27 protein-coding genes are annotated in these 25,088 nt (G+C 70.6%); 14 read left to right on the top strand and 13 right to left on the bottom strand.

Annotated elements, in window-relative coordinates:
- The first annotated feature begins 30 nt into the window (after positions 1 to 30).
- The 4 genes from SLW55_RS09030 to SLW55_RS09015 all read left to right on the top strand — a co-directional run bounded on the left by SLW55_RS09030 (position 31) and on the right by SLW55_RS09015 (position 2,018).
- A complete protein-coding gene (locus tag SLW55_RS09030) occupies positions 31 to 420 on the top strand; it encodes a hypothetical protein (RefSeq protein ID WP_295914460.1) in 390 nt (129 codons plus the stop codon).
- A 433-nt stretch (positions 421 to 853) separates the two neighbouring features.
- Positions 854 to 1,204, top strand: coding sequence for a hypothetical protein (locus tag SLW55_RS09025; protein WP_017908640.1), 351 nt, complete (start codon positions 854 to 856; stop codon positions 1,202 to 1,204).
- Between the two features lie 80 nt (positions 1,205 to 1,284).
- Complete coding sequence (locus SLW55_RS09020) at positions 1,285 to 1,560, top strand: hypothetical protein (RefSeq protein WP_295914524.1); 276 nt, start codon at positions 1,285 to 1,287, stop codon at positions 1,558 to 1,560.
- Positions 1,561 to 1,634: 74 nt separating this feature from the next.
- Positions 1,635 to 2,018 (top strand): YbjQ family protein, encoded by a 384-nt coding sequence (locus SLW55_RS09015; RefSeq protein ID WP_152180951.1) that lies wholly within the window; start codon positions 1,635 to 1,637, stop codon positions 2,016 to 2,018.
- Positions 2,019 to 2,055: 37 nt separating this feature from the next.
- Here the strand turns inward: SLW55_RS09015 and SLW55_RS09010 are convergent, their stop codons facing one another.
- Positions 2,056 to 3,567 (bottom strand): ATP-binding protein, encoded by a 1,512-nt coding sequence (locus SLW55_RS09010; RefSeq protein ID WP_267101853.1) that lies wholly within the window; start codon positions 3,565 to 3,567, stop codon positions 2,056 to 2,058.
- Positions 3,564 to 4,280 (bottom strand): response regulator transcription factor, encoded by a 717-nt coding sequence (locus SLW55_RS09005; protein WP_026143454.1) that lies wholly within the window; start codon positions 4,278 to 4,280, stop codon positions 3,564 to 3,566. The genes SLW55_RS09010 and SLW55_RS09005 overlap by 4 nt, the downstream gene beginning before the upstream one ends.
- 318 nt (positions 4,281 to 4,598) lie before the next feature.
- On the opposite strand from SLW55_RS09005, the gene SLW55_RS09000 reads away from it, so the two are divergent.
- The 5 genes from SLW55_RS09000 (at position 4,599) to SLW55_RS08980 (ending at position 8,047) form a co-directional block, all read left to right on the top strand.
- Positions 4,599 to 4,874 (top strand): metal/formaldehyde-sensitive transcriptional repressor, encoded by a 276-nt coding sequence (locus SLW55_RS09000; protein WP_017908003.1) that lies wholly within the window; start codon positions 4,599 to 4,601, stop codon positions 4,872 to 4,874.
- A 40-nt stretch (positions 4,875 to 4,914) separates the two neighbouring features.
- Positions 4,915 to 6,024: an S-(hydroxymethyl)glutathione dehydrogenase/class III alcohol dehydrogenase gene (locus tag SLW55_RS08995; RefSeq protein ID WP_017912530.1), complete on the top strand. Its 1,110-nt coding sequence runs from the start codon at positions 4,915 to 4,917 to the stop codon at positions 6,022 to 6,024.
- Between the two features lie 71 nt (positions 6,025 to 6,095).
- Positions 6,096 to 6,668: an S-(hydroxymethyl)glutathione synthase gene (gfa, locus tag SLW55_RS08990; RefSeq protein ID WP_267084096.1), complete on the top strand. Its 573-nt coding sequence runs from the start codon at positions 6,096 to 6,098 to the stop codon at positions 6,666 to 6,668.
- Positions 6,669 to 6,758: 90 nt separating this feature from the next.
- Positions 6,759 to 7,589, top strand: a complete 831-nt coding sequence (fghA, locus tag SLW55_RS08985; RefSeq protein WP_267099686.1) for an S-formylglutathione hydrolase — start codon at positions 6,759 to 6,761, stop codon at positions 7,587 to 7,589.
- Positions 7,590 to 7,918: 329 nt separating this feature from the next.
- On the top strand, positions 7,919 to 8,047 hold the full coding sequence (locus tag SLW55_RS08980; RefSeq protein WP_017908007.1) for a hypothetical protein: 129 nt from the start codon (positions 7,919 to 7,921) through the stop codon (positions 8,045 to 8,047).
- 226 nt (positions 8,048 to 8,273) lie between these two features.
- Here SLW55_RS08980 and SLW55_RS08975 read toward each other — a convergent pair whose 3' ends face one another.
- Positions 8,274 to 9,686, bottom strand: a complete 1,413-nt coding sequence (locus SLW55_RS08975) for a PLP-dependent aminotransferase family protein (RefSeq protein ID WP_320744976.1) — start codon at positions 9,684 to 9,686, stop codon at positions 8,274 to 8,276.
- A gap of 106 nt (positions 9,687 to 9,792) precedes the next feature.
- Here SLW55_RS08975 and SLW55_RS08970 point away from each other — a divergent pair, with 106 nt between their 5' ends.
- Positions 9,793 to 10,584, top strand: a complete 792-nt coding sequence (locus SLW55_RS08970) for a PhzF family phenazine biosynthesis protein (protein WP_295928354.1) — start codon at positions 9,793 to 9,795, stop codon at positions 10,582 to 10,584.
- Positions 10,581 to 11,492 (top strand): DMT family transporter, encoded by a 912-nt coding sequence (locus SLW55_RS08965; protein ID WP_295967947.1) that lies wholly within the window; start codon positions 10,581 to 10,583, stop codon positions 11,490 to 11,492. Before SLW55_RS08970 ends, SLW55_RS08965 begins: the two co-directional genes overlap by 4 nt.
- Positions 11,493 to 11,552: 60 nt before the next feature.
- Here the strand turns inward: SLW55_RS08965 and SLW55_RS08960 are convergent, their stop codons facing one another.
- The 3 genes from SLW55_RS08960 to SLW55_RS08950 form a co-directional block, all read right to left on the bottom strand.
- Positions 11,553 to 11,891, bottom strand: a complete 339-nt coding sequence (locus SLW55_RS08960) for a hypothetical protein (RefSeq protein ID WP_017913202.1) — start codon at positions 11,889 to 11,891, stop codon at positions 11,553 to 11,555.
- Between the two features lie 81 nt (positions 11,892 to 11,972).
- Positions 11,973 to 12,914 (bottom strand): DegV family protein, encoded by a 942-nt coding sequence (locus SLW55_RS08955; protein WP_320744975.1) that lies wholly within the window; start codon positions 12,912 to 12,914, stop codon positions 11,973 to 11,975.
- 47 nt (positions 12,915 to 12,961) lie between these two features.
- Positions 12,962 to 13,591, bottom strand: coding sequence for a DsbA family protein (locus SLW55_RS08950; RefSeq protein WP_150410721.1), 630 nt, complete (start codon positions 13,589 to 13,591; stop codon positions 12,962 to 12,964).
- A 317-nt stretch (positions 13,592 to 13,908) separates the two neighbouring features.
- Between SLW55_RS08950 and SLW55_RS08945 the strand changes: the two genes are divergently transcribed.
- The gene (locus SLW55_RS08945) at positions 13,909 to 14,742 is read left to right on the top strand and encodes a cellulase (RefSeq protein ID WP_026144748.1); all 834 of its coding nucleotides are present in this window, start codon (positions 13,909 to 13,911) and stop codon (positions 14,740 to 14,742) included.
- Between the two features lie 34 nt (positions 14,743 to 14,776).
- On the opposite strand, the gene SLW55_RS08940 is transcribed toward SLW55_RS08945, so the two are convergent.
- The 4 genes from SLW55_RS08940 to SLW55_RS08925 all read right to left on the bottom strand — a co-directional run bounded on the left by SLW55_RS08940 (position 14,777) and on the right by SLW55_RS08925 (position 20,056).
- The gene (locus SLW55_RS08940) at positions 14,777 to 15,511 is read right to left on the bottom strand and encodes a hypothetical protein (RefSeq protein ID WP_320744974.1); all 735 of its coding nucleotides are present in this window, start codon (positions 15,509 to 15,511) and stop codon (positions 14,777 to 14,779) included.
- Between the two features lie 86 nt (positions 15,512 to 15,597).
- Positions 15,598 to 17,202, bottom strand: coding sequence for a rhamnogalacturonan lyase B N-terminal domain-containing protein (locus tag SLW55_RS08935; protein WP_320744973.1), 1,605 nt, complete (start codon positions 17,200 to 17,202; stop codon positions 15,598 to 15,600).
- 167 nt (positions 17,203 to 17,369) lie between these two features.
- Entirely contained in the window at positions 17,370 to 18,659 is a 1,290-nt protein-coding gene (locus tag SLW55_RS08930; protein ID WP_320744972.1) for an amidohydrolase family protein, read from the bottom strand.
- Entirely contained in the window at positions 18,656 to 20,056 is a 1,401-nt protein-coding gene (locus SLW55_RS08925) for an amidohydrolase (RefSeq protein WP_017913208.1), read from the bottom strand. The genes SLW55_RS08930 and SLW55_RS08925 overlap by 4 nt, the downstream gene beginning before the upstream one ends.
- Positions 20,057 to 20,219: 163 nt before the next feature.
- On the opposite strand from SLW55_RS08925, the gene SLW55_RS08920 reads away from it, so the two are divergent.
- A complete protein-coding gene (locus SLW55_RS08920) occupies positions 20,220 to 20,765 on the top strand; it encodes a DUF924 family protein (protein WP_320744971.1) in 546 nt (181 codons plus the stop codon).
- 422 nt (positions 20,766 to 21,187) lie between these two features.
- Here the strand turns inward: SLW55_RS08920 and grxD are convergent, their stop codons facing one another.
- Positions 21,188 to 22,114: a Grx4 family monothiol glutaredoxin gene (grxD, locus tag SLW55_RS08915; RefSeq protein WP_267099677.1), complete on the bottom strand. Its 927-nt coding sequence runs from the start codon at positions 22,112 to 22,114 to the stop codon at positions 21,188 to 21,190.
- A 43-nt stretch (positions 22,115 to 22,157) separates the two neighbouring features.
- On the opposite strand from grxD, the gene SLW55_RS08910 reads away from it, so the two are divergent.
- Positions 22,158 to 22,949, top strand: a complete 792-nt coding sequence (locus SLW55_RS08910) for a polysaccharide deacetylase family protein (protein WP_320744970.1) — start codon at positions 22,158 to 22,160, stop codon at positions 22,947 to 22,949.
- Between the two features lie 681 nt (positions 22,950 to 23,630).
- Here SLW55_RS08910 and SLW55_RS08905 read toward each other — a convergent pair.
- Both SLW55_RS08905 and SLW55_RS08900 read right to left on the bottom strand, forming a co-directional pair.
- On the bottom strand, positions 23,631 to 24,302 hold the full coding sequence (locus tag SLW55_RS08905) for a methyltransferase domain-containing protein (RefSeq protein WP_017910897.1): 672 nt from the start codon (positions 24,300 to 24,302) through the stop codon (positions 23,631 to 23,633).
- Positions 24,303 to 24,359: 57 nt separating this feature from the next.
- Positions 24,360 to 25,001 carry an SGNH/GDSL hydrolase family protein gene (locus tag SLW55_RS08900; protein WP_320744969.1) on the bottom strand — a complete coding sequence of 214 codons (642 nt, stop codon included), beginning with the start codon at positions 24,999 to 25,001 and terminating at the stop codon, positions 24,360 to 24,362.
- Positions 25,002 to 25,088: the final 87 nt, after the last annotated feature.

Here is a 25,088-nt window from a genome sequence, read left to right as displayed (position 1 = left end):
GCAGCGGCGCGCCCGCAGGCCAGCAGAACGATGACCGCGATCGGTGACATGGCGGGCCTGTTCCAGGACGAGCCGAGCAGATGGGGCGGCCGTGGCGATCCGTATCTGTGGGAAGAGATGGCGTCGACCCTGGCCGGCGTGCCGTTGCCGGCGAGGGCCACGCAGTGCGAGGCACTGCTCGCCGACACCTTCGCGCGCCTGGTCGGCACGGCGCTGGACGACGCATCCGTCGAGTCGGTCTTCGTGCCGCGCCTCAGCCATGGCGGCATGTCCTCGGGATACGTCAGCCTGGTGTTCTGGCGGGCGACCGCACTGCCGCTGTTGCTGTCGCGTCATGCCGACGCTGTGACGCAGCGACATGCGGGTGCCATAGCGCCGCAAACGCCGCCATGGTGGCGACGGTTATGGCCTTCGCGCTAGACACCTCGCCGCCGCCCATCCGCGCCCTGGTCGCGTCCCGGGCCGGGCGGCCGCGCGCCGATGGAGTGCGGCTGTACGCCGCCACTGACCTGACCGAACGCCATGCGGCCTTCTAGGTCGCGCGCTGCCTGCCGCGCCATGTGCTGATCGGCGACGACAGCGGCGGCCAAGGCGTGCTGGTTGCGTTGGCCGGACCGGCGAATCCCCCTTTCTCTGCGATCTGGGCGCCGTGGCCGAGGCAGAGCGCGTGCCGCTTGCGGCGTCGTTGCCGGAATGGATGGCGGCGGGAAGCCCGCTTTTGCCATAGTCGGCCGGCGGCTTACCCAATGTAAGCTGGTGTCACGTGCACTATGCGTGGTGGGGCAATGCCGTCGCTATCGCGATCCGAGCGAGAGGCGCTTGTGGTGCCGGAGAGAGCGTCATTGGGGGGTGCATGAAGCTGAAGATCGTTGGTGTGGTGTTGCTCGTCGCCTTTGCCGTTTCCGCCTGCGGTCTGCAGGAGCAGGCCGATGCCAAGTTCGGCGACCAGCATTTCAAGACGGTGGTGTCGTTGGTTGAACTGTACAAGCTGCGTACCGGGTCTTATCCCGCGTCGCTGGCCGACCTCACCTTCACCGGTGATTGGGATCAGATCGCCATTGCGTCGGTCCACTACCGGAAGCTGGACGAGGGCTACGAACTCGATCTTGTACGGGGATGGGTGGGGCGCCCGGATCTGCACTATCCCCCGGCGTTCTGGAAAGGGCTTGGCCTGCGCAAATCCAATCTCAAGCACGCGCCGTGATGGCACCAGGCACGTCTTCGCGAGCGGTCGTAGAGCGCACGAGCGTTCGACGGCGTCTTTTCGAACGCATTGCGCTCGTGATGGCGTCGCTCGGCTGCATGGCATCCGCGCAGGCGACCAGCCAATGCCCCGCCGACGTTGGTCCCAAGGATCCGCTCATCGATCTGCTCGGATGGGCGGTGGTCGCCAGCGGCGTGGTGCTGGGCGGCTGGCTGTGCGTGCACGTGGTGCGGCGTTCGCGCGGGCTGGGCCGATGGCGGCGGGTGGCGGTCGTGCTGGCCGGCGTCGTGGCGATGCTGCTGCTATGGGGTGGCGGCCTGGTGCTGGCGATTGCGTGGTTCTTCATGCGGTGCTAACACTACCGGCCTCGGTGCGTGCGCGCCGGGTCCGCGGTCCGCGGAGCCACGGGCCACGCCAGCAGGGCACACCGATGACCGATCCGTACAATTCCTCGCCGCCGCGCGCGGCGGTCTCGCCACTGAACGATGCGATGGTGACCACCGCGCTGGAACTTCCCGGCTACCGGATCGTGCGCAATCTGGGCATCGTGCGCGGCATCACCGTGCGCTCGCGCTCCATCGTCGGCAATTTCCTCGGCGGGCTGCAGACGCTGTTCGGCGGCAACATCACCATCTATACCGAGCTATGCGAGCAGGCGCGCCTTGAGACGTACCGGGACATGCTGCAGCACGCGCGGCAGATGGGCGGCAACGCCATCGTCGCGGTGCGCTACGACGCCACCGAGCTGATGGCCGGCCTGACCGAAGTGCTGTGCTATGGCACGGCCGTGGTCGTCGAGCCGAACCAGCGCTGAGTCGATCGACGTGCGGCGGAACGGCGGCGCGCCCGGCTCAGCCGTCGACCGCCTGGCACGGCAGCCGCACGCTGACCCGCAGGCCGCCCTCGGGGCGGTTGTCCAGGGCGATCTGGCCGCCATGCGCCAGCACGATGCTGTGCGCCACCGACAGGCCCAGGCCGATGCCGCCGGTATCGCGGTTGCGCGAGTTCTCGCCGCGGAAGAACGGCAGGAACAGCTTCTCGCGCTGTGCGGGATCGATGCCGGGGCCGTCGTCGTCGATCCACAGCACGCATTCGCCGGCCTCGTGACGCAGCTGCAGGCGTGCGCGCTTGCCATATTTCAGCGCGTTCTCCACCAGGTTCATCACCATGCGCCGCAGCGACAGCGGGTCGCCGTCGAGGGTGATGGCGTCGCCGAGCAGCAGCACCACGTCGGCTCCGGTGTCGCTGGCGTCGTCCACCACGCTTTCCACCAGCAGGCGGAAATCCAGCGGCGAGCGCGTGCCGCGGCGGCTGTCGTTGTGGATGAAGTCCAGCGCCGCGGAGATCATCGCCTTCATCTCGTCGATGTCGGCCATGGTCTTCTCGCGCAGCGGCGGTTGCAGGGTCTCCAGGCGGAACGCCAGCCGCGCCAACGGCGTGCGCAGGTCGTGGGCGATCGCCGCGACCATGTGCGTGCGCTCGTTGATCAGCCGGTTCAGGCGTGCCTGCATCGCGTTGAACGAATCGGCCGCCTGCACGATCTCGCTGGGGCCGCTGCGCCGCAGCGGCTGCGCGTCGGGATTGCGGCCGAGCTGGTCGGCCGCCTCGGCGAAGCGCCGGATCGGCGCCGACAGCGCCCGTGAGAACCACCAGGCCAGCGGCAGCATCGCCAGCATGCCGACCAGGAACAGCATCACCACCTGGGTCTTGAACTCGTTGGAGAACCGTCGTGGCGGCGACATCACGCTGCGCCAGTGCCCGTCGGGCTGGCGCAGGGCTGCGGTGAAGCCGTCCAGCAGCGGTACCGCCGGGGCGAAGCCACGCTCGCGCCACCCCACGGCGCGCATGGTCGCGCCGAAGGCGCCATTGCGCGGTGCCTCGCCCGGCGCGGGCGGCGGTTCCGGTGGCGGCGGTTGCTGCGCGGTGGCTGGGGGCGCGACCTCCGCGGGTGCGGGGACGTCGTCGTCGGCCGCCATGGCATGCGGTGGCGGCGGCGGGCGTTCGCCCAGGCGCAGGCGCAGGCGTTCCAGGCGGCCGTCGCTGTTGCGGTAGAAGCGCACCTGGTCCGGCGCCACTTCCAGCCAGTGCGCCATCAGCCGTTCCACGTTGCGGTCGCGCACTTGGTCGCGCGCCGGCAGCGGCGCATGGGCGGTGTCCTGCACCTTGAGGGTCTGGGTGCCGGCCGGCATGCGCGTGCTGAGCAGGGCGATCACCTCCGGCGGGTGCACCGGCATCTCGTAGACCGGCGTGCGCAGCACCAGGGCGATGCCGATCAGCTGCGCGGTGAGCAGCGCCACCACCAGCAGCAGGAAGGCGCGGGCGAAGATCGGCACGCCGCGGCGGGCGCGCGTGGGCCCGCTCACAGGCGGGCGACGCTCGGCAGCAGCATGTAGCCCTCGTTGCGCACGGTGCGGATCAGTTCGGTCTGCACGCGTTCGTTGATCTTGCGACGCAGGCGGCTGATCTGGCTGTCGATGGCGCGGTCGTAGACCTCGGTGTCGCGGCCGCGCGCGTAGTCGAGCAACTGGTCGCGGCTGAGCACGCGCTGCGGGTGCTCGACGAAGGTGCGCAGCAGCGCGAACTCGCCGTCGGAGAGATTGATGAAGATGCCGGTGGGATCGCGCAGGTCGCGGCGGATCACGTCCAGCCGCCAGCCGGCGAACTCGTAGACGTTGCCGCGCGCTTCCGGCGGCAGCGTCGCCGCCTGGCTGCGCCGCAGCAGGGCGCGGACCCGCGCCAGCAGCTCGCGCGGATTGCACGGCTTGGCCAGGTAGTCGTCGGCGCCGACTTCCAGGCCGATGATGCGGTCGGTGTCGCTGCCCAGCGCGCTGAGCATGATCACCGCCGGCGCGCCGCGCTCGCTGGCGAGCTGGCGGGCGGCGCTGAGGCCGTCCTCGCCGGGCATCATCACGTCCAGAATCACCAGGTCCGGCTGGCGCTCGGCCATCCGCAGGCGCATCTCCGCCACGGTCTCGGCGGTGTCCACCTGATAGCCGTGGTCGCTCAGGAACTCGCTGATGAGTCGGCGCAGATCCGGATCGTCGTCGACGACCAGAATGAAGGATTTCATGTCCACGATCTTGAAGGGCGGCCACACGGGGATTCGCCCAGTCTAGACGTGGCCGCGGCTGCCTGGAACTGGGGGCGGGCAGGGACGTGGCCACCGGCACCGGGGCCCGCGCATGAACGCGTGGCCATCATAGGCAGCAGCGGCGGCGCGAACATGGCGGTTTCGTGTCCTGGGCCGACACGTGTTGCCATGCACCGGCACCCGCGCGGCGGGGCGTCCGGCCGCGCCCGGGTCGGCCAGGATGGGGGGAGTAGCGGCGCGGGCGTTTTCTTTTTCCGATGGCAGGAATACTATCCCCCAGTATAGTTCCCGAGCTCCTGCCACATGCCGCACGCCCCGCACGAAAAGAAGCGCGTCCTCGCCCGCATCCGCCGCCTGCGCGGCCAGACCGAGGCGTTGGAACGCGCGCTGGAGGAGGGAACGGACTGCGCTGCTGTGCTGCAGCAAATCGCCGCCATCCGCGGCGCGGTCAACGGCCTGATGTCGGAAGTGATGCAAGCGCACGTCCGCGATGAATTCGGCCATGCCGCCACCTCCGATGCGCAGCGCGCCGCGCGCGTGCGCGAGATGGCCATGCTGGTCCGCTCCTACCTCAAATGATCCCCACCCCACGCCCATTCCGTCAGCCAGGAGAAATCGCATGAAGTCCCGAGCCGCCGTCGCTTTCGAAGCAGGCAAACCGCTGCAGATCGTGGAGATCGATGTCGAACCGCCGCGCCAGGGCGAAGTGCTGGTGCGCATCACCCATACCGGCGTGTGCCATACCGACGCGTTTACGCTGTCCGGCGACGATCCGGAAGGCATTTTCCCGGCGGTGCTCGGCCATGAGGGCGGCGGCATCGTCGAGGCGGTGGGCGAGGGCGTGACCAGCGTCAAGGTCGGCGACCACGTGATCCCGCTGTACACGGCCGAGTGCCGCAAGTGCAAGTTCTGCCTGTCCGGCAAGACCAACCTGTGCCAGGCGGTGCGCGCCACCCAGGGCAAGGGCCTGATGCCCGACGGCACCACCCGCTTCTCCTACAACGGCCAGCCGATCTACCACTACATGGGCTGCAGCACCTTCAGCGAGTACACGGTGGTGCCGGAGATCTCGCTGGCCGTGGTCAACCCCGAGGCGCCGCTGGAGAAGGTGTGCCTGCTCGGCTGCGGCGTCACCACCGGCATCGGTGCGGTGCACAACACGGCCAAGGTGAAGGAAGGCGACAGCGTCGCGGTGTTCGGCCTCGGCGGCATCGGCCTGGCGGTGATCCAGGGCGCGGTGCAGGCCAAGGCCGGGCGCATCCTGGCCATCGACACCAATCCGGGCAAGTTCGAACTGGCGCGCAGCATGGGCGCCACCGACTGCATCAACCCGAAGGACTACAGCAAGCCGATCCAGGAAGTCATCGTCGAGCTGACCGATGGCGGCGTGGACTTCAGTTTCGAGTGCATCGGCAACGTGCACGTGATGCGCTCGGCGCTGGAGTGCTGCCACAAGGGCTGGGGCGAGAGCGTCATCATCGGCGTGGCCGGCGCCGGCCAGGAAATCAGCACGCGCCCGTTCCAGCTGGTCACCGGCCGCGTCTGGCGCGGCAGCGCCTTCGGCGGGGTCAAGGGCCGCACCCAGCTGCCGGGCATGGTGGAGCAGGCGATGCACGGCGAGATCGATCTCGATCCGTTCATCACCCACACCCTGCCGCTGGACGAGATCAACGAAGCCTTCCATCTGATGCACGAGGGCAAGTCGATCCGCACCGTCATCCACTTCTGACCGCAGGTCAGTCCGGCGCGCGGCCGTTTCCGCGCATTGCAGCGACACAACGAACCCGGGAAGGGGGCAAGATGAGTACTGTGACGATTCATCCGTCTGTGGATGCCGGCGTGCGTGCCGGCGCGGAGCATTTCCAGGGCGGTACCCTGGAATGCCATTGCGCCAGCGACAAGGTGGTGGTGGAAGTGGGCGCGCAGACCGCGCACAACCACGCCTGTGGCTGTACCAAGTGCTGGAAGCCGAAGGGCGCGACCTTCTCGGTGGTGGCGGTGGTGGCGCGCGACAAGGTCAAGGTGACGGCGCACGAGGAGAAGCTGAAGGTGGTGGACGAGAGCGCAACCATCCGCCGTCACGCTTGCACCGGCTGCGGCGTGCACATGTACGGCCGCATCGAGAACAGCGAGCATCCGTTCTACGGTCTGGATTTCGTGCATACGGAACTGTCGCCGCAGCAGGGCTGGTCGGCGCCGGGGTTCGCCGCCTTCGTGTCGTCGATCATCGAGAGCGGCACGCGTCCGGAGGCGATGGACGGGGTGCGCAACCGCCTGCGCGAACTGAAGCTGGAACCGTACGACTGCCTGTCGCCGCCGCTGATGGACGCGATCTCCACCCACGTGGCGCGCAAGAACGGCGTGCTGCACTGAAGCCCGCTGCCGCGCGCGTCGCCGGTCGACGCGTCGCGGCACCCCGCCTGCGGCCGGTCGCGGCCGCAGGCCCTCTTCCCGGAACTGCCCATGGAACGTATCGAACACCACGCCTGCTGCGGCGGCTGGCAGGACGTCTATCGCCACGACTCGGCTGTGCTCGGCTGCCCCATGCAGGTGGCCGTGTACCTGCCGCCGCAGGCCGAGCACACCACGCTGCCGGTGCTGTACTGGCTCAGCGGCCTGACCTGCACCGAGCAGAACTTCATCACCAAGGCCGGTGCGCAGCGCTATGCGGCCGAGCATGGCGTGATCCTGGTCGCGCCCGACACCAGCCCGCGCGGCGAGCAGGTCGCCGACGACGAGGGCTACGACCTGGGCAAGGGCGCCGGCTTCTACGTCAACGCCACCCAGGCGCCGTGGGACGCGCACTACCGCATGTACGACTACGTGGTGCAGGAACTGCCGGCGCTGATCGAAGCGCAGTTCCCGCACAACGGCCGGCGCGCGATCAGCGGGCATTCGATGGGCGGCCACGGCGCCCTGGTGATCGCGCTGAAGAATCCCGGCCGCTACCGCAGCGTGTCGGCGTTCTCGCCGATCGTGGCGCCCACGCAGGTGCCGTGGGGCGAGAAGGCATTCACCGCCTACCTGGGCGAGGACCGCACGCAGTGGCAGGCCTACGACGCCAGCGTGCTGATCGGCAGTGCCAGCGAGCGCCTGCCGCTGCTGATCGACCAGGGCGGCGGCGACGAGTTCCTCGAGAAGCAGTTGCGCCCGCAGTTGCTGCAGGCCGCCGCCGAGGCCGCCGGCTACCCGCTGACCCTGCGCGTGCAGCCCGGCTACGACCACAGCTACTACTTCATCGGCAGCTTCATCGGCGAGCACATCGCCTTCCACGCGCGCGCCCTGCAGGGCTGAGCGCGCTCCACCGGCGGCCGCGCGACGCGGCCCGCCGGGCAGGGGGCCGCGCGTTGCGCTGCCGGTCGCAGCGTTCCCGCCTTGTCGTCCGTGGCCGTTCTGCGCGGTGGCAAGGCGGCCACAGGCGCGCGATGCATGCGAGGCTCGCCGAGCCCACACATGACAGCCCGGTGACCGCCGCGGCCGCGACGTGGCCGGTCTCGTAAACAATCAGGTGCGCCGCACCGCCCGACCCGCGGTTGTGCGATCGCGTTCGCGCCTGCTGAGACCTGCGCTGGCTAGATTCCGCAGGGTTCGCCCTCGCCACGTCCCTGGATCGGAGCCGCGCCATGTCTTGCCGTCGCATCCTGCTGCTCCCCTGGCCGCGCTGGCGCAGCCCGCTCAGCCCCGTGGCGATGCTCGCCTGCACCCTGGTCGGCGCCTGCGTGGCGCTGGCGATCGGCGCGGCAACGCCGTAGCGCACGCCGCGACTGGCTATCGTCGATCGCGGTCACGCCGTTGCGTCGGATGCGGCCACCGCGGTCGTGTCGCATGCGGGGCGGTCGCCGCGACCGGTCGGCGCGCATGTGGAGTTGCATGCATGGCGTCGCTCGGAGGCGGACCAGGGCGCCTTGTAGGCGCGGCGCGAGCAAGCGCTGGTAGCGAACTTCGCATCGGGACCGCGGTGCGGCGCTGGACGCGGCGCTAGCGCGGCAGTCGCGTTGCCAGTTTGCCCAGCCGCCGCATTGCATCTTCCAGCGTCTCGCTCCACGGCTGGCCGCAGCTCAGCCGCAGGTGGTCGGCATAGTCGCCGCGGCTGGAGAACAGGTGCCCGGGCGAGGTGCCGATGCCGGCGGCGAGAGCGGCCTCGAACAGCGCCTGGCCGCTGCCGGCGTCGGCCAGTTGCAGCCACAGCGACAGGCCGCCGGCCGGGTCGCCGATGCGGGTGCCGGCAGGCCAGTGCCGCAGCACCGCCTCGCGCAGGCGCTGGCCGTTGTCGGCCAGGGTGCGGCGCAGCTTGCGCAGGTGGCGTTCCAGGTCGTGCCGCTGCAGGTAGTCGGCCAGGGCCAGTTGCGGCAGGCTGGCGCCGCCGATGGTGGAGAAGTACTTGGCGCGCACCAGCGCGTCGGTCCAGGCGCCACCGAGCAGCCAGCCCACGCGCAGGCCGGGCGCCAGCACCTTGGAGAAGGCGCCGCAGGTGATCACGTTGCCGTGCGTGTCGAAATGGCGCAGAGGCCGTGGGCGCTGTCCCGACCAGTCGAGTTCGCCGTAGATGTCGTCCTCGATCACCACCGTGCCGTGGCGCGCGCAACTGTCCAGCAGGGCGCGCTTGGCGGCATCTGGGGTGAGGCTGCCCAGCGGGTTGTTGAAGTTCGGCACCAGCACCGCGGCGCGCGCCGGGGTGCGCTGCAGCAGCGCGTCCAGGCGTGCGGCGTCGATGCCCTGGCCGGGCCGGTTCGGGACCTCCAGCACCTTCAGGCGCAGCGCCGCCACCGCCTGCAGGATGCCGTGGTAGGTCGGGGTCTCGACCAGCACCACGTCGCCGGGTGCGGTGAGCGTGCGCAGCGCCAGGCTGATCGCCTCCATCGCGCCGGCGGTCACCACCACCTCGTCGGCGGCAACGACCGTGGCGCAGTGCGCGTAGCGCTGCGCGATCTGCCGGCGCAGCGCGGCGTGGCCCTGCGGCGGTGCGTAGTCGAGCGCGGCGCTGCGCTGGCGGCGCAACTGCCGCGCCAGCGCGCTGGCAAGGTGCGCGCCGGGCAGCAGCGCCGCCGCCGGCGTGGCGGTGTGCAGCGGCACCAGATCCGAGCGCGCGAGCATGTCCAGCACGCCCTGCAGCGCCGGATTGGCGACCGCGCCCGGCGCGCGCCGCCGGGTAGCGGCGCCTGCGCCGGCCGGTTGCGGTGTGGCCGCGGCGCGCACGAAGTAGCCCGAGCGCGGGCGTGCCTGCACCCGGCCTTCGCGTTCCAGTTGCAGGCAGGCCTGCACCGCGGTGGCGGCGCTGATGCCGTGGCCGGCGGCCAGTTGCCGGATCGACGGCAGGCGCTCGCCGGCACGCAGCGTGCCCTGCGCGATCTGGTCGCGCAGCTGGCTGGCGAGGGCTTCGTACAGGCGCATGCGGCGGCCTCATCTGTATCGGTCGATTTGCAGCGTATCTGACTCTGTGCTGGTCGCCCACCCCGGCGCACACTGGCCGTGTCCTTCCCCATTCCCGAGGCCGCGCGTGCAACTGCCGCTGTTCATCGTCGATGCCTTCACCACGGTGCGGTTCCGCGGCAACCCGGCCGCGGTGGTGCCGCTGCAGGCGTGGTTGCCGGACGCGCTGATGCAGGCCATCGCCAGCGAGAACAATCTGTCGGAGACCGCGTTCTTCGTGCGCGAGGCCGATGGCGCGTTCGCGATCCGTTGGTTCTCGCCGCTGCGCGAAGTGGGGTTCTGCGGCCATGCCACCTTGGCCAGCGCCTTCGTCGTCGCCACCCAGAGCCTGGCGCCGCTGCCGTTGCGGTTCCGCGCCGCGGCGGTCGGCGAACTGGCGGTGGACCGCGAGGCCGACGGGCGCTTCGTCCTGCGCTTTCCGAACCAGGCGCCGACCGCGCTGGCGACGGTGCCGCAGGCGCTCGCGCAGGCGTTGTCGATCGCGCCGCAGGCGGCCTACCGCAACGACCAGGCCTACATCGCCGTGTACGCGGACGAAGACCAGGTGCGCGCGGTGGTGCCGGACCTGGCGCGGATGCTGGCGTTGGCGCCGCGCGATGTCGCGGTCACCGCGCCCGGCCGCGAGCACGATTTCGTCTCGCGTTATTTCTGGCCGGCCAACGGCGGCGTCGAGGATCCGGTGACCGGCTCGATCCACGCCGCGCTGGCGCCGCTGTGGGCGCAGCGCCTGGGCAAGTGCGACCTGCGTGCGTGGCAGGCGTCTGCACGCGGCGGCGAACTGGACTGCCGGGTGCTGCCGGACCACGTGCAGGTGCGTGGCGCGGCGGTGCAGTACCTGCACGGGAGCATCGCGCTGTGAGCGCGGCCGTCGCCACATCCGCGGGCGCGTCCCGGCGGGCGCTGTGGCAGCTGCTGCTGGCCGAGGTGCTGATCGGCTCGGTCGGCGTGTTCGTGCACGAGAGCGGCCAGGACCCGGTGACCGCGGTGTTCTACCGCTGCCTGTTCGGCGCGCTGTTCCTGACCGTGTGCGGCCTGCTCGGCGGGCAGTTGCGCGGCCTGTGGCGCGAGCGCGCGCTGTTGCGCGACGCGGCGCTCAGTGGCGTGTTGCTGGTGCTCAACTGGGTGGCGCTGTTCGCCGGCATGGCGCGTTCGTCGATCGGCGTGGCGACCATGGTCTACCACGTGTTCCCGTTCGTCATGCTGATCCTGGCGGCGGTGCTGCAGGGCGAGCGCAGCCGCCGTTCCGACCTGGGCTGGACCCTGCTGGCCTTCGTCGGCGTGGCCTGTTCGGCCGATCCGCTGCGGCTGTGGTCCAGCGCCGACCGCGGCTACATGGGCGGGATCGCGCTGACCTTGCTTGGCGCGCTGCTGTGCGGCGCCTCGTTGCTGATGTCGCGGCGGATCAGCCGCGAGCGGCCGCTGGCGGTGGTGACGGTGCAGTGCTGGGTCGGGGCGGCGATGCTGGCTGGCTTCTCCAGCAGCGCCGCGCTGCATCCCGGCCGCCACTGGTTCTGGCTGATCGGGCTGGGGGTGATCCACAGCGGCGTGGTGTACGTGCTGTTCTACAGCGCCTACCGGCACCTGCACGTGGCGGCGATCGCGGTGGTCGCGTTCGTCTATCCGCTGGTGACGCTGCTGCTGGACTACCTGCTGTACGGCCACCGGCTGGTGCCGGTGCAGTGGCTGGGCCTGGCGCTGATCGTGCTGGGCACGCTGGCGGTCAATCTGCGCTGGTCCTGGTCATGCCGGGCGGTGGCCGCGTCGTAGCGTGGCGCGGCTCCGCGTAGGCGCGTCGGCCACCGCGGTGCGGTTGCCTGGGCGCGCGTTTTAGCGCACGTCGCGCAGTTCCCAGCCGCTGCCGGCGAGCAGGCGCAGGCGCTGCTTGAGGATGTCGCCGGGGATGCTGGTGGTCGCGGACAGATCGATGCGCAGATCGTCCTGGCGACCGGTCACCCGTGCCGCCGGATCGGTCACGCCCAGCGCCGGATCGACCTCGTCCGGCTCCGGCTGCATGGCGCGCCAGCGCTCGAACCAGGCCGGATCGCTGAGGGCGGCCTGCAGCTGTTCGGCGAAGGCGTCGGCGCCGTGCGCGGAGAAGCTCAGCGACGGGTTGCTGCCGCGGGCACGGGCGGGATCGGGCAGGCTGATCGAGTAGGTGACGGCCATGGGCATCTCTTGTAGGCGGTACGAAGCGGCGCAGCCTAGCAGAGCCGGCGGCGACCCGCCGTCGACGCGGCCAGCGGGCGATCAGCCGAAGTGCAGCGCCTCCCCGGCGAAGCCCAGCACCAGCGCGCCCTTGCCGACATTGACCATGCCGGTCAGGCTCATCACGCTCTCCAGCAGCTCAACGCCGTGGCTGTCGCAGGCCTGGCGCAGCGCCGCGTAGCCGGGCAGGGCGCGCAGTTCCGCCAGCTCGCCGCCATAGCTCAGGCATAGCGTGGGCGTCATCAGCCCGGCGGCCACGCGTTTGGCGGCCAGCCCGAACAGGGTCTGCACGGCGTGGTCGAAGCCCTTGAGCTTGGCCACCGGCGCGGTCTCGCCGCGGTGGCAGTGCAGCACCGGCTTGATGTCCAGGGCCGAGCCGAGCGCGGCGCTGAGCAGTCCGACGCTGCGGTCGCCCTTGCTGCGCGCGCGGCTGCGCAGGTAGTACAGGTCGCGCGCGATCATGTAGCCATGGGTGTGCTCGGCCAGCGTCTCCAGCCGTTCGCGGATGGCCTGCACGCCGGCACCGTCGGCACGCATCCGCACCGCCTCGACGGCGATCACGGCCTGCGCGGCGAACAGGTTCTGGGTGTCGATCACCCGCAGCGCGAACGGCGAGGCGTGGCCGGCAGCCTGACGGATCGGCTTGTAGTCGTTGAGGATGGCGAAGCCGGCCTGCTGCGCGTGGTCGTGGATCGGGCTGCGGGTCTTTGCGATGGTCAGGCAGAACACGTGGTCGTAGTCGATGACCAGCCGGCTCAGGAACAGCTCGCGGATCTGCGCCACGCTGTACGGCACGGTCTCGGCTTCGGCGCCGTGCGCGCTGACCTGTGCGTGCAGGAACTCCAGCGTCGCCGCTTCGTCGCGGCGATCGGCCAGGACGGTGCCGCCGAGGCGCACGCTGATCGGCAACACCACCAGGTCGTGCTGGGCGATGTAGTCCTGCGGCAGGTCGCAGGCGGAATCTACGACGATGCCGATGCGCATCCGCTGAAGCTCCAGTGATTGGGGAGATCGATGGACATGGCGACCGCTCAGGCGTTGCGCTGCACCGCGACCGGCAGCGCGCTCAGGCGCGCCATGTCGCCGCGCTGCAACAGTTGCGGGTCGGCCAGCACCGCGCGCATCAGCGGGTGCGCGTCGTTGCCCCACAGCAGGGTGTCGTCGATCTGCAGGGTCGGCACGCCGAACACGCCGGCCGCCAGCGCCTGTTCGGTGTTGGCGCGCAGTTGCGCCTTGACCTGCGCATCGGCGGTGGCCGCGGCCACGTCGGCGATCCCCAATGCCTGGCCGACCGGCGCCAGGGCCGCGGCGTCGTCGCCCGCGTGGCCATCGCGCCACAGCCAGTCGAAGAGCGCATCGATGGCCTGCGGCGTGGTGCCGGCGGCGATGCACAGGCGCAGCGCCGTCAGCGGGTTGAACGGATGTGCCGGCGGGAAGCGCAGCGGCACGCCTTGCTGCTGCGCCTGCCACTGCACGAAGCGATAGGTGAACTCGCGCTTGTGCGGCACCTCGGCCGGCCCGCGCGTCTGCAACTGCGCCAGCACCGCGCCGAACACGATCGGCACCGGCTGGATCCGGGCGAACTCCGGAAGCGCTTTCACCTGCTGCCAGTGCAGATAGGAAAACGGCGAGATGAAATCGAAGTACCAGCGCAATGTCATCGAGCTTCTCCGCAATGACCGATCAGCTTAGCGCGACCTCGCGCGCGCTGCGACTGCGTACATCGGCATGCTGCAGTGCGAGATGTCGCCGCCGACCGTTCGCCCGGCGACCGCAATGCGTAGACGATGCCGTGGGGGAAATCTCGCTGGCACGCGATATCTGTGAAGCGCCGCGCGGCCGTGGCCTGGATCGCGGTAGCGCTATTGCGCTGGCGCATGGCATGCGCGGGTCTTGTCATAGCTCGCGGTACGCGCACCTTGCTAGCGTCCGCCGCGGCAGTAGATTCGCTGCCCCTGCACGCTCAGGAGAGACCGCCATGCACGCTTCCGCTTCCGTTTCCGCCGCTGCTTCGCCGCGCCTTCCCGCCACGGTCGTCAGGTCGCCGCGCGGCTGGGCGCGGACCCTGCGCGCGCTGTTCGCCACGGCCCTGCTCGCCATCGCGCCGATGGCGCTGGCCGGGCCGTACCAGGTGTACGGCAACCAGTACGCCTGGGTGAACAACTTCAACGACCCCAACAACGTCATCCAGGGCACGTTCCACAGCGGCAGCACGCCGAGCATGACCGTGACCTTCAATTTCCCCAACGCCAGCCTGTACGGCTATCCGGCGATCCTGCGCGGCTCGCACTACGGCTTCAATCCCACTGCCGACCGCACCTTCCCGCGGCAGGTCTCGGCGCTGCGGTCCTTGCCGGCGACCTTCGCGTACTCGTCCGGCGGCAGCAACCTGGCCGGCGACTTCGCCTACGACCTGTTCTTCCGCTGGGACAGCACGGTGTCCTCCAGCGCGATCCCGCAGGCCGAAGTGATGATCTGGGGCGGCCACAACTCGTATCCGATCGGCACGCTCACCGCCAGCAACGTCATCAGCGCCGGCGGCTACACCTTCGATCTGTGGGAAGGCATGAACAGCGCCGCCGGCTACTACGTCTACACCTTCATTCCGCACAACACCGCCGGCCAGCCGACCCTGCCGAGCAACGGCAATCTCAACATCGACATCAAGCCGTTCCTGAGCTGGCTGCACACGCACCGCGCGCAGGATGGGCGCTTCAGCAACGCGATGTACCTGCACGTGGTCGAGGCCGGTTTCGAGGTGGTGCGCGGCAACGGCTGGGCCTGGATCCAGGCCAATATCGGCGCCAACTGACGGCGCCGCACGGGCGCCGCCGTTCCTGTCTGGCTCAGCGCGGAGGCGCCTTGCACAGTGCCGCGTTGTGCCAGGCGGCGCGGGCGATCGGCAGGAAGCCGTCGGCATCGCTGGGCGGCAGGCTGCTGCGCACGTCCTCGGCACCGCTGCCGGCGCGTTCCAGCACCGGTGCCAGCGTGCGCAGGCAACCGGCGCGGTCGCCCAGGTGATACTGGGTCAGCGCCAGATCGGTGCGGACCTGCGCGGCGTCCAGCCAGAACAGGGTCTTGCCGCAGCCGTCCAGCAGCGTGGCCAGAGTGCGTTCGGCGTTGGCATAGTCCTTGGCCTGGTACTGGCGCAGGAAGCGCGCGCGGGTGGCCTCCGCCGCCTCGGGCACGCAGGCCGGCGCGGCGCGTCGGTAGTCGCCTTCGAACCAGGCGCGTGCGCCGCAGTGGTCGCGGCAGGTGTCGGGGGTGAGCGCCTCGACCCGGATGGCGTCGCCCTCGGCGTGCAGGTGGGTGCGGCACAGCGACGCGGGATCGTCGTCGTGCGCGCGGGTGAAGCCGAGTTCGCCCTGCAGCGTGCCGTCCAGCGCACAGGTATGGCCATTGGCGCCGGTGACGTCGAGCGAGAAGCCCAGGCCTTCGGCTTCGCGCGCCACGTCGAGGCGGTCGCCGCCATCGGCGAGGTAGACGCCGGGTGTGGGCGGCGCGGCGCCTGCGCCACAGGTCACGACCAGCAGCGCCAGCGCCAGCGGCAGCAGGCGCAGGAGGGACAGCGAACCGCGCATCGGGATGTCTCCGTCGGGCCAGCGGCGCAGCGTAGCAGCGTGGCGACGTCCTCGCCGGCACGTGTGGCGCGTCTGCCCGCAGCGCCTCACGGCGTGAGCCATTGCACGCTGTCGAAGACGATGCCCGGGCCGAGGAACCCGTTGTCCGGCGAGCCCGAGGCGACGTCGATGTCCAGCGTGTTGAGGCCGGCCTGCAGCGCGCTGGCCGGGATGTCGAACAGATAGACGGCGTTGTTGCCGCGGTAGGTGCCGCGGGTGATGCCGCGGCTGTCCGGCTGCTCCGGCCGCAGCGGCACGGGTCCGCTCCAGCGATCGTTCACCCGCAGCTGCGGACGGCCGCCGGCCTGGGTCAGGGTGACGAACAGACGCAGGCGGTAGGCGTGGACCTGCTCGGACGAGAGCACGAAGGCGATGCGGGTGGGCGTGTTGACGCCGCGCCATTGCGCTGCGGGGAACGCGTCGAGACGGTCGTGGCCGACGCGATAGGTCAGCGGTCCCCATTGCGCCATGCGCCGGTCGGAGGGATGCGCGCGCGCCAGCAACGCGGCGTTGCGGAAACCGGCCGGCGTGCCATCGGGATCGCCGATCTGCCAGATCACCTGACCCGGCAGCGGCATCACTTGCAGCTCAGCCTGCGCGGTGGCTGCGGCTGCGATCTGCACGGTGGCGTGGGCCACCTCCAGCTCGTTCTGGTACAGCGCGATGCGGTACGCGCCGGGGCGGATGCCGGCGATGCGGAAGTGGCCGTCGGCATCGGCCCTGGTCCAGTACTGCGCCTGCGCGTTGCGCAGGGCCACCACTGCCGGCTGCCCTGCGTCGATGCCGGAGACCTGGCCGGCCACCGCGCCGCGCGCCGCCGTGCCCAGGAAGCCTTGCAAGCCCAGCGACGCGTCGACGAAGCGCAGGTCCGGCGGCACCTGCGCTTCCGCGCCGCCGCGGCTGAACTGCAGCACGTACACGCCATGCAGGCCGCCGCGGTAGGGTTCGGTCTGGGTGTGGTTGGAGAACATGTAGTTGTACAGCTCGTGGGTGCGCGCGGTCCGCTGCGTGGCGATGTCCTTGAAGAACGGCCCGCCCGCGCTGTGCTCGCGATCGCCCATCCACATCCGCACCGCGAGGCCGGGACCGCTGACGCCATGCACGGTGTCGTCGATCGCGCGCCGTGCCGAGTAGAACTTGGAGCTGGTGCGGCCGTCCGGCAGCAGGAATACGTCCTTGCCTTCGATCGCGGTGCCGATGTTGGAATCCGGTTCGCGCTCGGCGTCGGGCAGCTTGGTTGCGTCGAGGCGGGCGATGAAGCGCAGTTCGCCGACCGGCAGCAGGGTCGGCGCATAGGTGGCCAGGTAGAGCGCGTCGCGGCCCTTGCGCGCCATGTAGTACTGCACCAGGTCGCCAGCGCTGGCCGAGACCACGATGGTGTCGCCGACAGTGCGTGCGGCGACGCGGGCGCTGCCCAGGCCCGAGGCGATCTGCGAGTGCTTGGCTTCCGGACTCTCCAGTTCGACGCCGCGGTAGCGCATGGAGACCACGTCGCCGGTGCGGGCGTCCACGCTGAACCGCAAATCGGCGCCGCTGTCGACGACGACGCGATCGCCGACCCGAGCGACGCCGAAATCGACTGCGTTTGCCAGCACGGGTGCCGCGGCGTACAGGGCGAGGCAGCACAGCAGCAGGCGAAGCAAGCAGGGCATGGCGGCGCGGGCGACGGCAGCGAGGCGCACAGCCTACTGCGCGCGGACGCGGACGCGATGCCGTTTCCGCGCGGCGGTGGGGCAGCGCTCAGGTGCGCATTGCGGGGCGTCGCCACCGGCGGGACGGCATCGTCAGTGCGATGCCGTCCCGGCGTGCTCGACGCGGTTTAGTGCGTGTACGCCTTCGGCAGCGCGCCGTTCTGCTGCATGTAGCGGTCGCGCAGTTCGGTCTGCCGCGAGCGCATCGGGATGGCGCGGCCGCCCAGCCAGACCTGCTCGGCGTAGTGCGCCACGTCCAGCGGGTCGCCTTCCCACAGCACCAGGTCGGCGAGCTTGCCCGGGGCGATGCTGCCCAGGCGGTCGCCCACGCCGAAGGCCTCGGCCGGAACCCGGGTCAGGCCGGCCAGGGCGGCGTCCCACGGCAGCCCGTGCGCGACCGCGTTGCCGGCCAGTTGCCGCTGCTTGCGCGCGTTGTGCGCGCCGTCGCCGCCCTGGGTGAAGCTCACCGCCACGCCGGCGGCGTTGAGGCGCGCGGCGTTCTCCAGGGTGGCGCCGATCTGGTCGAAGCTGGCCGGCAGGTCGTCCAGCGCGTTGACGAACACCGGCACCTGCGCCTTCGCAAGTTCCGGCGCCAGCTTCCAGGCCTCGTCGCCGCCGGCGATTGCGATGCGCACCTTCTCGCGTTGTGCCCAACGCAGCAGTTGGCGGATGTCTGCCGCGCGGTTCACCGTCACCACGATGCGGCCCTGGCCGGCGAGATAGCGCGCCAGTACTGCGCGTCCGGCCGGGGTCAGCAGCGCGTGCGGCGAGTCGGCGGGCATGCGCCCGCGCGCTTCGGCCACCAACTGGTCGAGCAGCATCCACTGCGCCGCGCGCGACTTGCCGCTCAGTTCCAGCGCATCACTGCCCAGGTGCAGGTACAGCGCGCGCGGGCCGATCGGGTCGGCGCCGCCGTCCAGGCGCATCACCGCGCCCTGGCCGGCGACGAAGGCGCCGCCGGTGTTGGCGCCGAGCGCGGTGAAGCCGATGCCTTCCACGCGTGCGACCGGGATCAGCACCGATTCGGGGTTGTAGGCCAGGGTCACGTCGAACTCCGGACGCATCGGCTGGTCGTGCGGCAGGGTCAGTGTGCTGTCGACCGTGGAGGCCTCGCCGGAGACCTCCTCGATGCCGATCTCGGTGATGCCGCCGAACAGCGCCGGGGTCAGCGGCCGGCCCTTGGCCTCGACCACGGCGACGCCGGCTGGCGCGCTCAGGCCGGGGCCGACCGCGCGGATCACCCCGCCCTGGACCAGCACGTCGGCATTGGCGAGGGTGCCGCGGGCGCTGCCGGTGTGCACGGTGGCGCCGCGGATCAGCACGTCCTGGGCGAACCCGGGCGCGCTGCCCAGCAGCAGGCAGGCGGCCAGGGCCAGGCGCTGCGCCAGGCGAGGGGACGAGAGTCGGGCGCGGCTCATCGGGCAGCCTCCTGGCCGAGCATGAAATCGGAGGTCGGTTGCAGGCGGCGGTCGGCGCGGTCGTAGACCTGCGCGCCGTCGATGTAGACCTTGTCTGCCAGGGCGTAGGAGCTGAAGGGGTTGCCGTTCCACAGCACCACGTCGGCCATCTTGCCCGGCTCCAGCGAACCGGTCTGCCTGTCGATGCCCAGCGCCTTGGCCGGGTTGCTGGTCAGCCAGCGGATCGCGCGTTCGGGCGGGATGTCCATGCCGGCGCGGCGGCCGGCGGCCATCGCCTTGGCCGCTTCCTGGTTGAGCCGCTGGATGCCTTCCTCCGAATCAGAGTGCACGATCGCGCAGCCGTTGGCGGGGCGATCGACCAGGGCGATGTTTTCCTGGATGCCGTCGAAGGCCTCCATCTTGAAGCCCCACCAGTCGGCCCACAGCGCGCCGCAGACGTTCTCCTGGGCCAGGCGGTCGGCGATCTTGTAGGCCTCCACGCCATGGTGGAAGGCGGCGATCTTGAAGCCGAACTCCTTGGCCAGGTCGAGCATGGTGGTCATCTCGTCGGCGCGGTAGCAGTGGATGTGCACGCGGATGTCGCCGTTGATGGCGCCGGCCAGGGTGTCCAGCTTCAGGTCGCGCTTGCCGCCGCTGTCGCCGCTGCTGTCGTTGTCGCCGTTGCCGCGGCTCCACCAGTGGCGCTTGGGCGGGCTCTTCTGCTTGGGCGCGTTCTTGCGCAGGTATTCGCTGGCGTCGATGAAGGCGGCGCGGTAGCCGGCGACGTTGCCCATGCGCGTGGACGGGCCGCCCTTCTCGCCGTAGACCCGCTTGGGGTTCTCGCCGCAGGCCATCTTCAGGCCCCACGGCGCGCCCGGGAACTTCATCGCCTGGTAGGTGGTGGCCGGCACGTTCTTGAGGGTGACGCCACGGCCGCCGACCAGGTTGGCCGAGCCGGGCAGCACCTGCAGCGCGGTGACGCCGCCGGCCAGCGCGGTGCCGAAGCCGGGATCCTGCGGCCAGATCGAATGCTCGGCCCACACGTTCGGGGTCACCGGTGCGGTCGCTTCGTTGCCGTCGCTGTGCGCGCTGACGCCCGGGCTGGGATACACGCCCAGGTGCGAGTGCACGTCGATGATGCCGGGTGTCACCCACTTGCCGTGGCCGTCGATGCGGGTGGCGTTGGCCGGCGCGGCCAGCGCGCGGCCGACCGCCTGCACGCGGCCGTCCTGCAGCAGCACGTCGGCGTCGTCCAGGCGCTCGCCGGTGCCGGTGAGCACGGTGGCGTGTTCGATCAGCACCGGCACCGACGCCAGCGCGCGATAGGTGCTGGGATAGGGATCGTCGACGAAACGCGAGGCGGCCGCGGCAGGGCCGCACAACGCCACGCCCAGGCAGGCGAGCAACAGATGACGCATCGAATTTTCCCCGGAAGATGAATCCGGCCCTTGCGGCCGTGACCGCACGCTAGCCCGAGCCGGCGCGCTTGCCAAGTGCGGGTGCGGCATCGGCGCGCCTTGCTGCACCGAATCGCGACGCGGAACCTGTTATGCAGCGCGATTCTCGCCCATGGACACCGCAATGACCGACACCCCTGCGCGCACCGTCGTGGACTTCTGGCGCAGTGCCGGCCGCGAACGCTGGTTCGCCGCCAACGACTCCTTCGACGCCAATGTCCGCCAGCACCTGCTGGAGGCGCATCACGCCGCCGCGCGCGGCGAACGCAGCGACTGGCTGACCGACGCCGAAGGCGCGCTGGCGCTGCTGCTGTTGCTCGACCAGGTGTCGCGCAACGTGTTCCGCGGCAGCGCGCATGCCTTCGCCACCGACGGCCTTGCGCGCCGCTATGCCGACCAGGCGCTGGCGGCAGGGTTCGACCAGGAGACTGACGCGGAACTGCGGATGTTCTTCTACCTGCCCTACACGCATGCCGAGGACGCGGCGCGGCAGCGCCAGGCGGTGGAGCTGTTCAGCGCGCTCGGCGATGCCGAGTCGCTGCAGTGGGCGGTGGTGCACGAGGACGTGATCCAGCGCTTCGGTCGTTTCCCGCACCGCAATGTGGCGCTGGGGCGCACGACGACAGCCGAAGAGCAGGCGTTCCTGGATGCGGGTGGGTTTGCCGGGTGATGCAAGAGGGCCTGTGCGTTCGCTGCGTCATGGCAGCGAAGCCAGTGGCGCATCGGATGTCATTGCAGTCGGGACTGAAGTCCCTCCCACAGGGCGACATCAGGCTGCTGGCGCGGCCGCCAGCATTCGCCTGGTACTCGTACCGGAGACAAGGAGTGTGTCTCTTGTGGGAGCGGCTTCAGCCGCGACGAGCGAAGCCATCGGCGCATTCGACCTCATTGCAGTCGGGACTGAAGTCCCTCCCACAGGGAGCGCCGGACTTCGGTGCTGCCGTCAGCACTTGCGCAAGACGCCAGGCGAGTGTGTGCCCAGGGTAGGAGCGTGTGCGTGTGGCGATCGCGGCGCGCGGGCACAAAAAAGGGCGATCGTTCGATCGCCCTTTCGGCACGTCCGCACGGGACGCAAACCACGAGGTACCCGACTCAGTACTTCGGCACGCTGCCGTCGACCTGGTCGGTCCAGGCGTCGATGCCGCCGACCACGTTGTGCACCTTGCTGAAGCCAAGCGAGCGGAAATGCTCGGCCGCCTGCGCGCTGCGGCCGCCGTGGTGGCACAGGAAGGCCAGCGCGGTGTCCTTCGGCAGCGCTTCCAGTTGCGCGCGCTGCTCGCCGTCGAGGGTGCGGAACGGCACATTGACCGCTGCCACCGCGCGCTCTTCCGGCGGACGCACGTCCACCAGGAGCAGGCCGCCGGCGCGTACCTGGTCGTCGGCGTCGCGCGGGCTGAGGTCCTGCACCGGCTTGGGCGCATTGGGATTGTCGATCGCCAGGCCGCGGCCGCGGATGTCGTCCACCCAGTCGATGGTGATGCCGTCGGCGCGGCGCGCGCTGCCCAGGTCGAACTGCACGCGCAGGCCGTTGGACTCGGCGGCGATGGCGTTGGGATCGGTCGGCGCCAGCTGGAAGTTCGGCTGGAACTGCGCGTCGATCGCCAGCGCCAGGCTCGCGCCCGGGGCGTCGGCCAGCGCGCCGCGCAGCATCTCGGCGGCGGCGTCGGTGATGGTGATCGACGGCGGGGTGCGGTCCGGCGCGGCCACGCCGAGCAGTTCGCTCAGCTCGCCGCTGCCGGCCATCTGCAGGATGATGTCGCTGCCGCCGATCAGCTCGCCGTCCACGTACAGCTGCGGGATGGTCGGCCAGTCGCCGTAGACCTTGATGCCCTCGCGGATGTCCTGGTCGGCCAGCACGTTGACGTGGGCGAAGTCGACGCCGAGCTCGTTCAGCGCGCCCACCGCCTTGGCGGAGAACCCGCACTGCGGCATGCTCGGCTGGCCTTTCATGAACAGCACGACGCGGTTGGAGCTGAGCAGCGTTTCGATACGGGAGCGCAGGGCGGGGTCGAGGGACATGGCAGGCAGTCGTCGCAGAGTCGGACCAGTCATTCTACGCCGCATGGCATCATGGGGCATGACAGTTCCGGAAACGCTGCATCGCATCCCGCGCCACCCGTACCGCTGGCTGCCCTGGGCGCTGGCCTCGCAGGCGCTGGTGGCGGGGCTGTGGTGGGCGTATGGCTGGCCAGTCGGCCTGCCGGCGCTGCTGCTGTCGCACGCGGCGCTGGTGTTGCCGGTGTTCCTGCCGCGGGCGCGGCTGTACGCGCCGGTGCTGGACCGCCTGCCCGGCAGCGCGCCGCGGGTGTGGCTGACCATCGACGACGGCCCCTCCGGCGACACCGTGGCGATCCTGGACCTGCTCGACCGCCACCAGGCCAAGGCCACGTTCTTCCTGGTCGGTGCCCGCGCCGCCGCGCGCCCGCAACTGGTACGCGAGATCCTGCGCCGCGGCCACGGCATCGGCAACCACAGCCAGCACCATCCGCAGGCGTGGTTCTGGGCGCTGGGGCCACGGCGCATGGCGCAGGAAATCGGCCAGGCGCAGCAGACGCTGGCCGCGATCGCCGGTACCGCACCGCGCTGGTACCGCTCGGTGGTGGGCATGACCAACCCCTTCGTCGCCGCACCGTTGCGCCAGCACGGCCTCACCCGGGTGGCCTGGAGCGCGCGCGGCTTCGACGGTGTGCGCTGCGACCCCGCGATCACCGTCGCGCGCATCGCCCGCGACCTGCAGCCCGGCGCCATCGTGCTGCTGCACGAGGGCGCGGCGCACGGGCACAATCCGGCGATCGTGGAGGGGGTGTTGCAGGCGTTGCAGGCGCGCGGGCTGGAGACGATCTGCCCGACCTGAGGCTGGACGCGCTTCCCCGCTTGCGCTGTGGCGTGGTGCCGATGCGCATACGCTGCGGCGGCCGTGTGCATGCACGGGGCGGCATGCCGACAGGCCCCCGAGGGGTATCTGTCGCTCGCCGCACGGAGTAGTCGGTGCATGCCGCGAAGGCATGACCATCCGGCGTGTGCAGATGTAGTGCAGGCAGCATGGCGCAAGGCCCGGCTGCGCTTTCATCTGGTGCGCTTGTAACTGCGCACCTCCCAGCCGTCTCGCAGGCGAGTGACGAAGCAGTCATAGCCTGCCGCGTGCTGCGTGTCGAAGTACTGGTGCATCTCGGTGCGGTCCGCAAAGATGCGTCGCACGTCCGCGGTCTGGCGCCGCGACGGTGAGCGAATAGCCGCAGCGATCCCTCGCAATGTTGCCAGTAGTGGCGCAACATCCATGTGTCCCTCTGCCGAGTCCGTGGCTGGTCGGGCGGACTATCGCACACCTGAAAACCGTCCGCCAGGAATCGCCAGAGGCCGTCTTTCGCGCACTGCAACCTTCAGTGCATGGAGGCCATCTCCATGCCGCTGTGCGGCGGCATGGCAGCTTGCAGCGGGGAACGCGCCGACGCGGAGGGCGCTCGCTGTCGCGCGCGCTGGGCCACGATCGGCGAGAAGGTCGTGCAGACCGGGAGTTCTCGCGACATCTGCGACGTCAACGCGGTTCCGCCACGATCAGCCAGTTGTTGAACGGCGTGTTGCCGTACAGCGGCGCGAAGCTGGCGCGCAGGCCGGCGGCGTCGAGCTGGGCCTGCAGGCTGTCGCGGGTGGGGTAGGCCTTGGGCAGTTCCTGCATCCAGCCGGCCAGGTGCGCGAGCACGTCGGTGATGCGGCTGGTGCGGCCGCGGCCGCTGGCATCGCCCAGGCCGCTGCGGATCACCAGCTTGGCGCCGGGCGTGAGCATGCGCGCCACGCTGCGGATCAGGTTGGACTGCATGTCGCGGTCCAGGTACTGCAGCACGTCCAGGATCGCGACGCTGCCGTGGTGCTCGGGCCAGGACTGGCCCAGGTCGACCACCGCGAAATGCGTGTCCTGCAGCCCGTTGCGGGCGGCGATGGCGCCGGCGCGGCGGATCTTGGCCGCATCGATGTCCACGCCGTGGTAGCGCTGGCGCTGGCCGTCGGCGCGCAGCGCATGCGCGAGCAGGCCCAGCCCACAGCCCAGGTCCAGCACCGGCGCGTCGGTGCCGCGCAGCGCGGCGAGCACGCCGGGGTAGAGCGGATCGGTGCGCAGCTTGGTGCGCGTGTAGTAGTAGTCGTAGCGGTTGCCCAGCGGATGCGTGGGCAGGAAGGCGCGGGCGATGGCCAGGGCCTGCGGGCGGGTCATGGGCTGGGTGGTGCTGGCGTCGCGCAATGTCGGTCCTTGGCAGCGGGCGTACGCCAGCTAGGCTAACGCATCGCGTGCCGCCGGCAACAGCCGCGCGGTCCAGCGCGCATACATCGCCACCGACGGATGCAGCCCGTCCGCGGCGAGCATCGCCGGGTCGCCGCCGCCATCGCGGCTGCAGCCGGTGATGTCGACGAAGCGCACCGCGCGCGCGGCGCAGCAGGCCTGCGCGGCGGCGTTGAAGGCATCGATCTGCGCGGCGATGCGCGCCGGATCGTGGGCGGGCGGCTGCGCGAAGGCGGTCACGCCCCAGTCCGGGATCGACACCGCCAGCACCCGCTGCGGCCGCGCGTCGGCGAAACCGATCGCACGCTGCAGCAGCGCGTCGAACTGCGCGCGGTAGTCGTCGAGCGGGTAGCCGCGGTACTGGTTGTTGACGCCGATCAGCAGCGTCACCAGGTCGAAGGGTCCCCGCGGCGCGGCCGTGTCGATGCCGGCGTCCAGTTCGTCGGTGGTCCAGCCGGTGGTAGCGACGATCTGCGGATCGGCCAGGGCGATGCCGTCGCGGCGCAACGCCGCGGCCAGCTGCATCGGCCAGCGTCCGTCGGCGTCCACGCCTTCGCCGATGCTGTAGGAATCGCCCAGCGCCAGGTAGCGCAGCGGTGTGTGCTCGGGCGTGGCGAAACTGCCTTTGCTCATCTAAGCGGAACCGGCAGCTGCCATATCACCGGGATACGCGCTCCAGGAACGGCGCACGCTTAGCCATTCCCGATTCCCGATTCCCGA

The organism is Xanthomonas sp. LF06-19, from assembly GCF_034105425.1.
GTDB classification, from domain to species: domain Bacteria; phylum Pseudomonadota; class Gammaproteobacteria; order Xanthomonadales; family Xanthomonadaceae; genus Xanthomonas_A; species Xanthomonas_A sontii.
This window is presented reverse-complemented; position numbering and strand designations above follow the sequence as displayed.

Excerpts from the sequence above, each read along its gene's own strand:
- SLW55_RS08975 (WP_320744976.1), bottom strand. The coding sequence starts at position 9,686 with ATGCGCCTGTACGAAGCCCTCGCCAGCCAGCTGCGCGACCAGATCGCG.
- SLW55_RS08935 (WP_320744973.1), bottom strand. The coding sequence starts at position 17,202 with ATGCCCTGCTTGCTTCGCCTGCTGCTGTGCTGCCTCGCCCTGTACGCC.
- SLW55_RS08955 (WP_320744975.1), bottom strand. The coding sequence starts at position 12,914 with ATGCGCATCGGCATCGTCGTAGATTCCGCCTGCGACCTGCCGCAGGAC.
- SLW55_RS08930 (WP_320744972.1), bottom strand. The coding sequence starts at position 18,659 with ATGAGCCGCGCCCGACTCTCGTCCCCTCGCCTGGCGCAGCGCCTGGCC.
- SLW55_RS08995 (WP_017912530.1), top strand. The coding sequence starts at position 4,915 with ATGAAGTCCCGAGCCGCCGTCGCTTTCGAAGCAGGCAAACCGCTGCAG.
- SLW55_RS08960 (WP_017913202.1), bottom strand. The coding sequence starts at position 11,891 with ATGGCCGTCACCTACTCGATCAGCCTGCCCGATCCCGCCCGTGCCCGC.
- SLW55_RS08920 (WP_320744971.1), top strand. The coding sequence starts at position 20,220 with ATGACCGACACCCCTGCGCGCACCGTCGTGGACTTCTGGCGCAGTGCC.
- SLW55_RS08900 (WP_320744969.1), bottom strand. The coding sequence starts at position 25,001 with ATGAGCAAAGGCAGTTTCGCCACGCCCGAGCACACACCGCTGCGCTAC.
- SLW55_RS08910 (WP_320744970.1), top strand. The coding sequence starts at position 22,158 with ATGGCATCATGGGGCATGACAGTTCCGGAAACGCTGCATCGCATCCCG.
- SLW55_RS09000 (WP_017908003.1), top strand. The coding sequence starts at position 4,599 with ATGCCGCACGCCCCGCACGAAAAGAAGCGCGTCCTCGCCCGCATCCGC.
- gfa (WP_267084096.1), top strand. The coding sequence starts at position 6,096 with ATGAGTACTGTGACGATTCATCCGTCTGTGGATGCCGGCGTGCGTGCC.
- SLW55_RS08980 (WP_017908007.1), top strand. The coding sequence starts at position 7,919 with ATGTCTTGCCGTCGCATCCTGCTGCTCCCCTGGCCGCGCTGGCGCAGC.
- SLW55_RS08925 (WP_017913208.1), bottom strand. The coding sequence starts at position 20,056 with ATGCGTCATCTGTTGCTCGCCTGCCTGGGCGTGGCGTTGTGCGGCCCT.
- SLW55_RS09020 (WP_295914524.1), top strand. The coding sequence starts at position 1,285 with ATGGCGTCGCTCGGCTGCATGGCATCCGCGCAGGCGACCAGCCAATGC.
- grxD (WP_267099677.1), bottom strand. The coding sequence starts at position 22,114 with ATGTCCCTCGACCCCGCCCTGCGCTCCCGTATCGAAACGCTGCTCAGC.
- SLW55_RS09015 (WP_152180951.1), top strand. The coding sequence starts at position 1,635 with ATGACCGATCCGTACAATTCCTCGCCGCCGCGCGCGGCGGTCTCGCCA.
- SLW55_RS09025 (WP_017908640.1), top strand. The coding sequence starts at position 854 with ATGAAGCTGAAGATCGTTGGTGTGGTGTTGCTCGTCGCCTTTGCCGTT.
- SLW55_RS09030 (WP_295914460.1), top strand. The coding sequence starts at position 31 with ATGACCGCGATCGGTGACATGGCGGGCCTGTTCCAGGACGAGCCGAGC.
- SLW55_RS08905 (WP_017910897.1), bottom strand. The coding sequence starts at position 24,302 with ATGACCCGCCCGCAGGCCCTGGCCATCGCCCGCGCCTTCCTGCCCACG.
- SLW55_RS08945 (WP_026144748.1), top strand. The coding sequence starts at position 13,909 with ATGCACGCTTCCGCTTCCGTTTCCGCCGCTGCTTCGCCGCGCCTTCCC.
- SLW55_RS08940 (WP_320744974.1), bottom strand. The coding sequence starts at position 15,511 with ATGCGCGGTTCGCTGTCCCTCCTGCGCCTGCTGCCGCTGGCGCTGGCG.
- fghA (WP_267099686.1), top strand. The coding sequence starts at position 6,759 with ATGGAACGTATCGAACACCACGCCTGCTGCGGCGGCTGGCAGGACGTC.
- SLW55_RS08950 (WP_150410721.1), bottom strand. The coding sequence starts at position 13,591 with ATGACATTGCGCTGGTACTTCGATTTCATCTCGCCGTTTTCCTATCTG.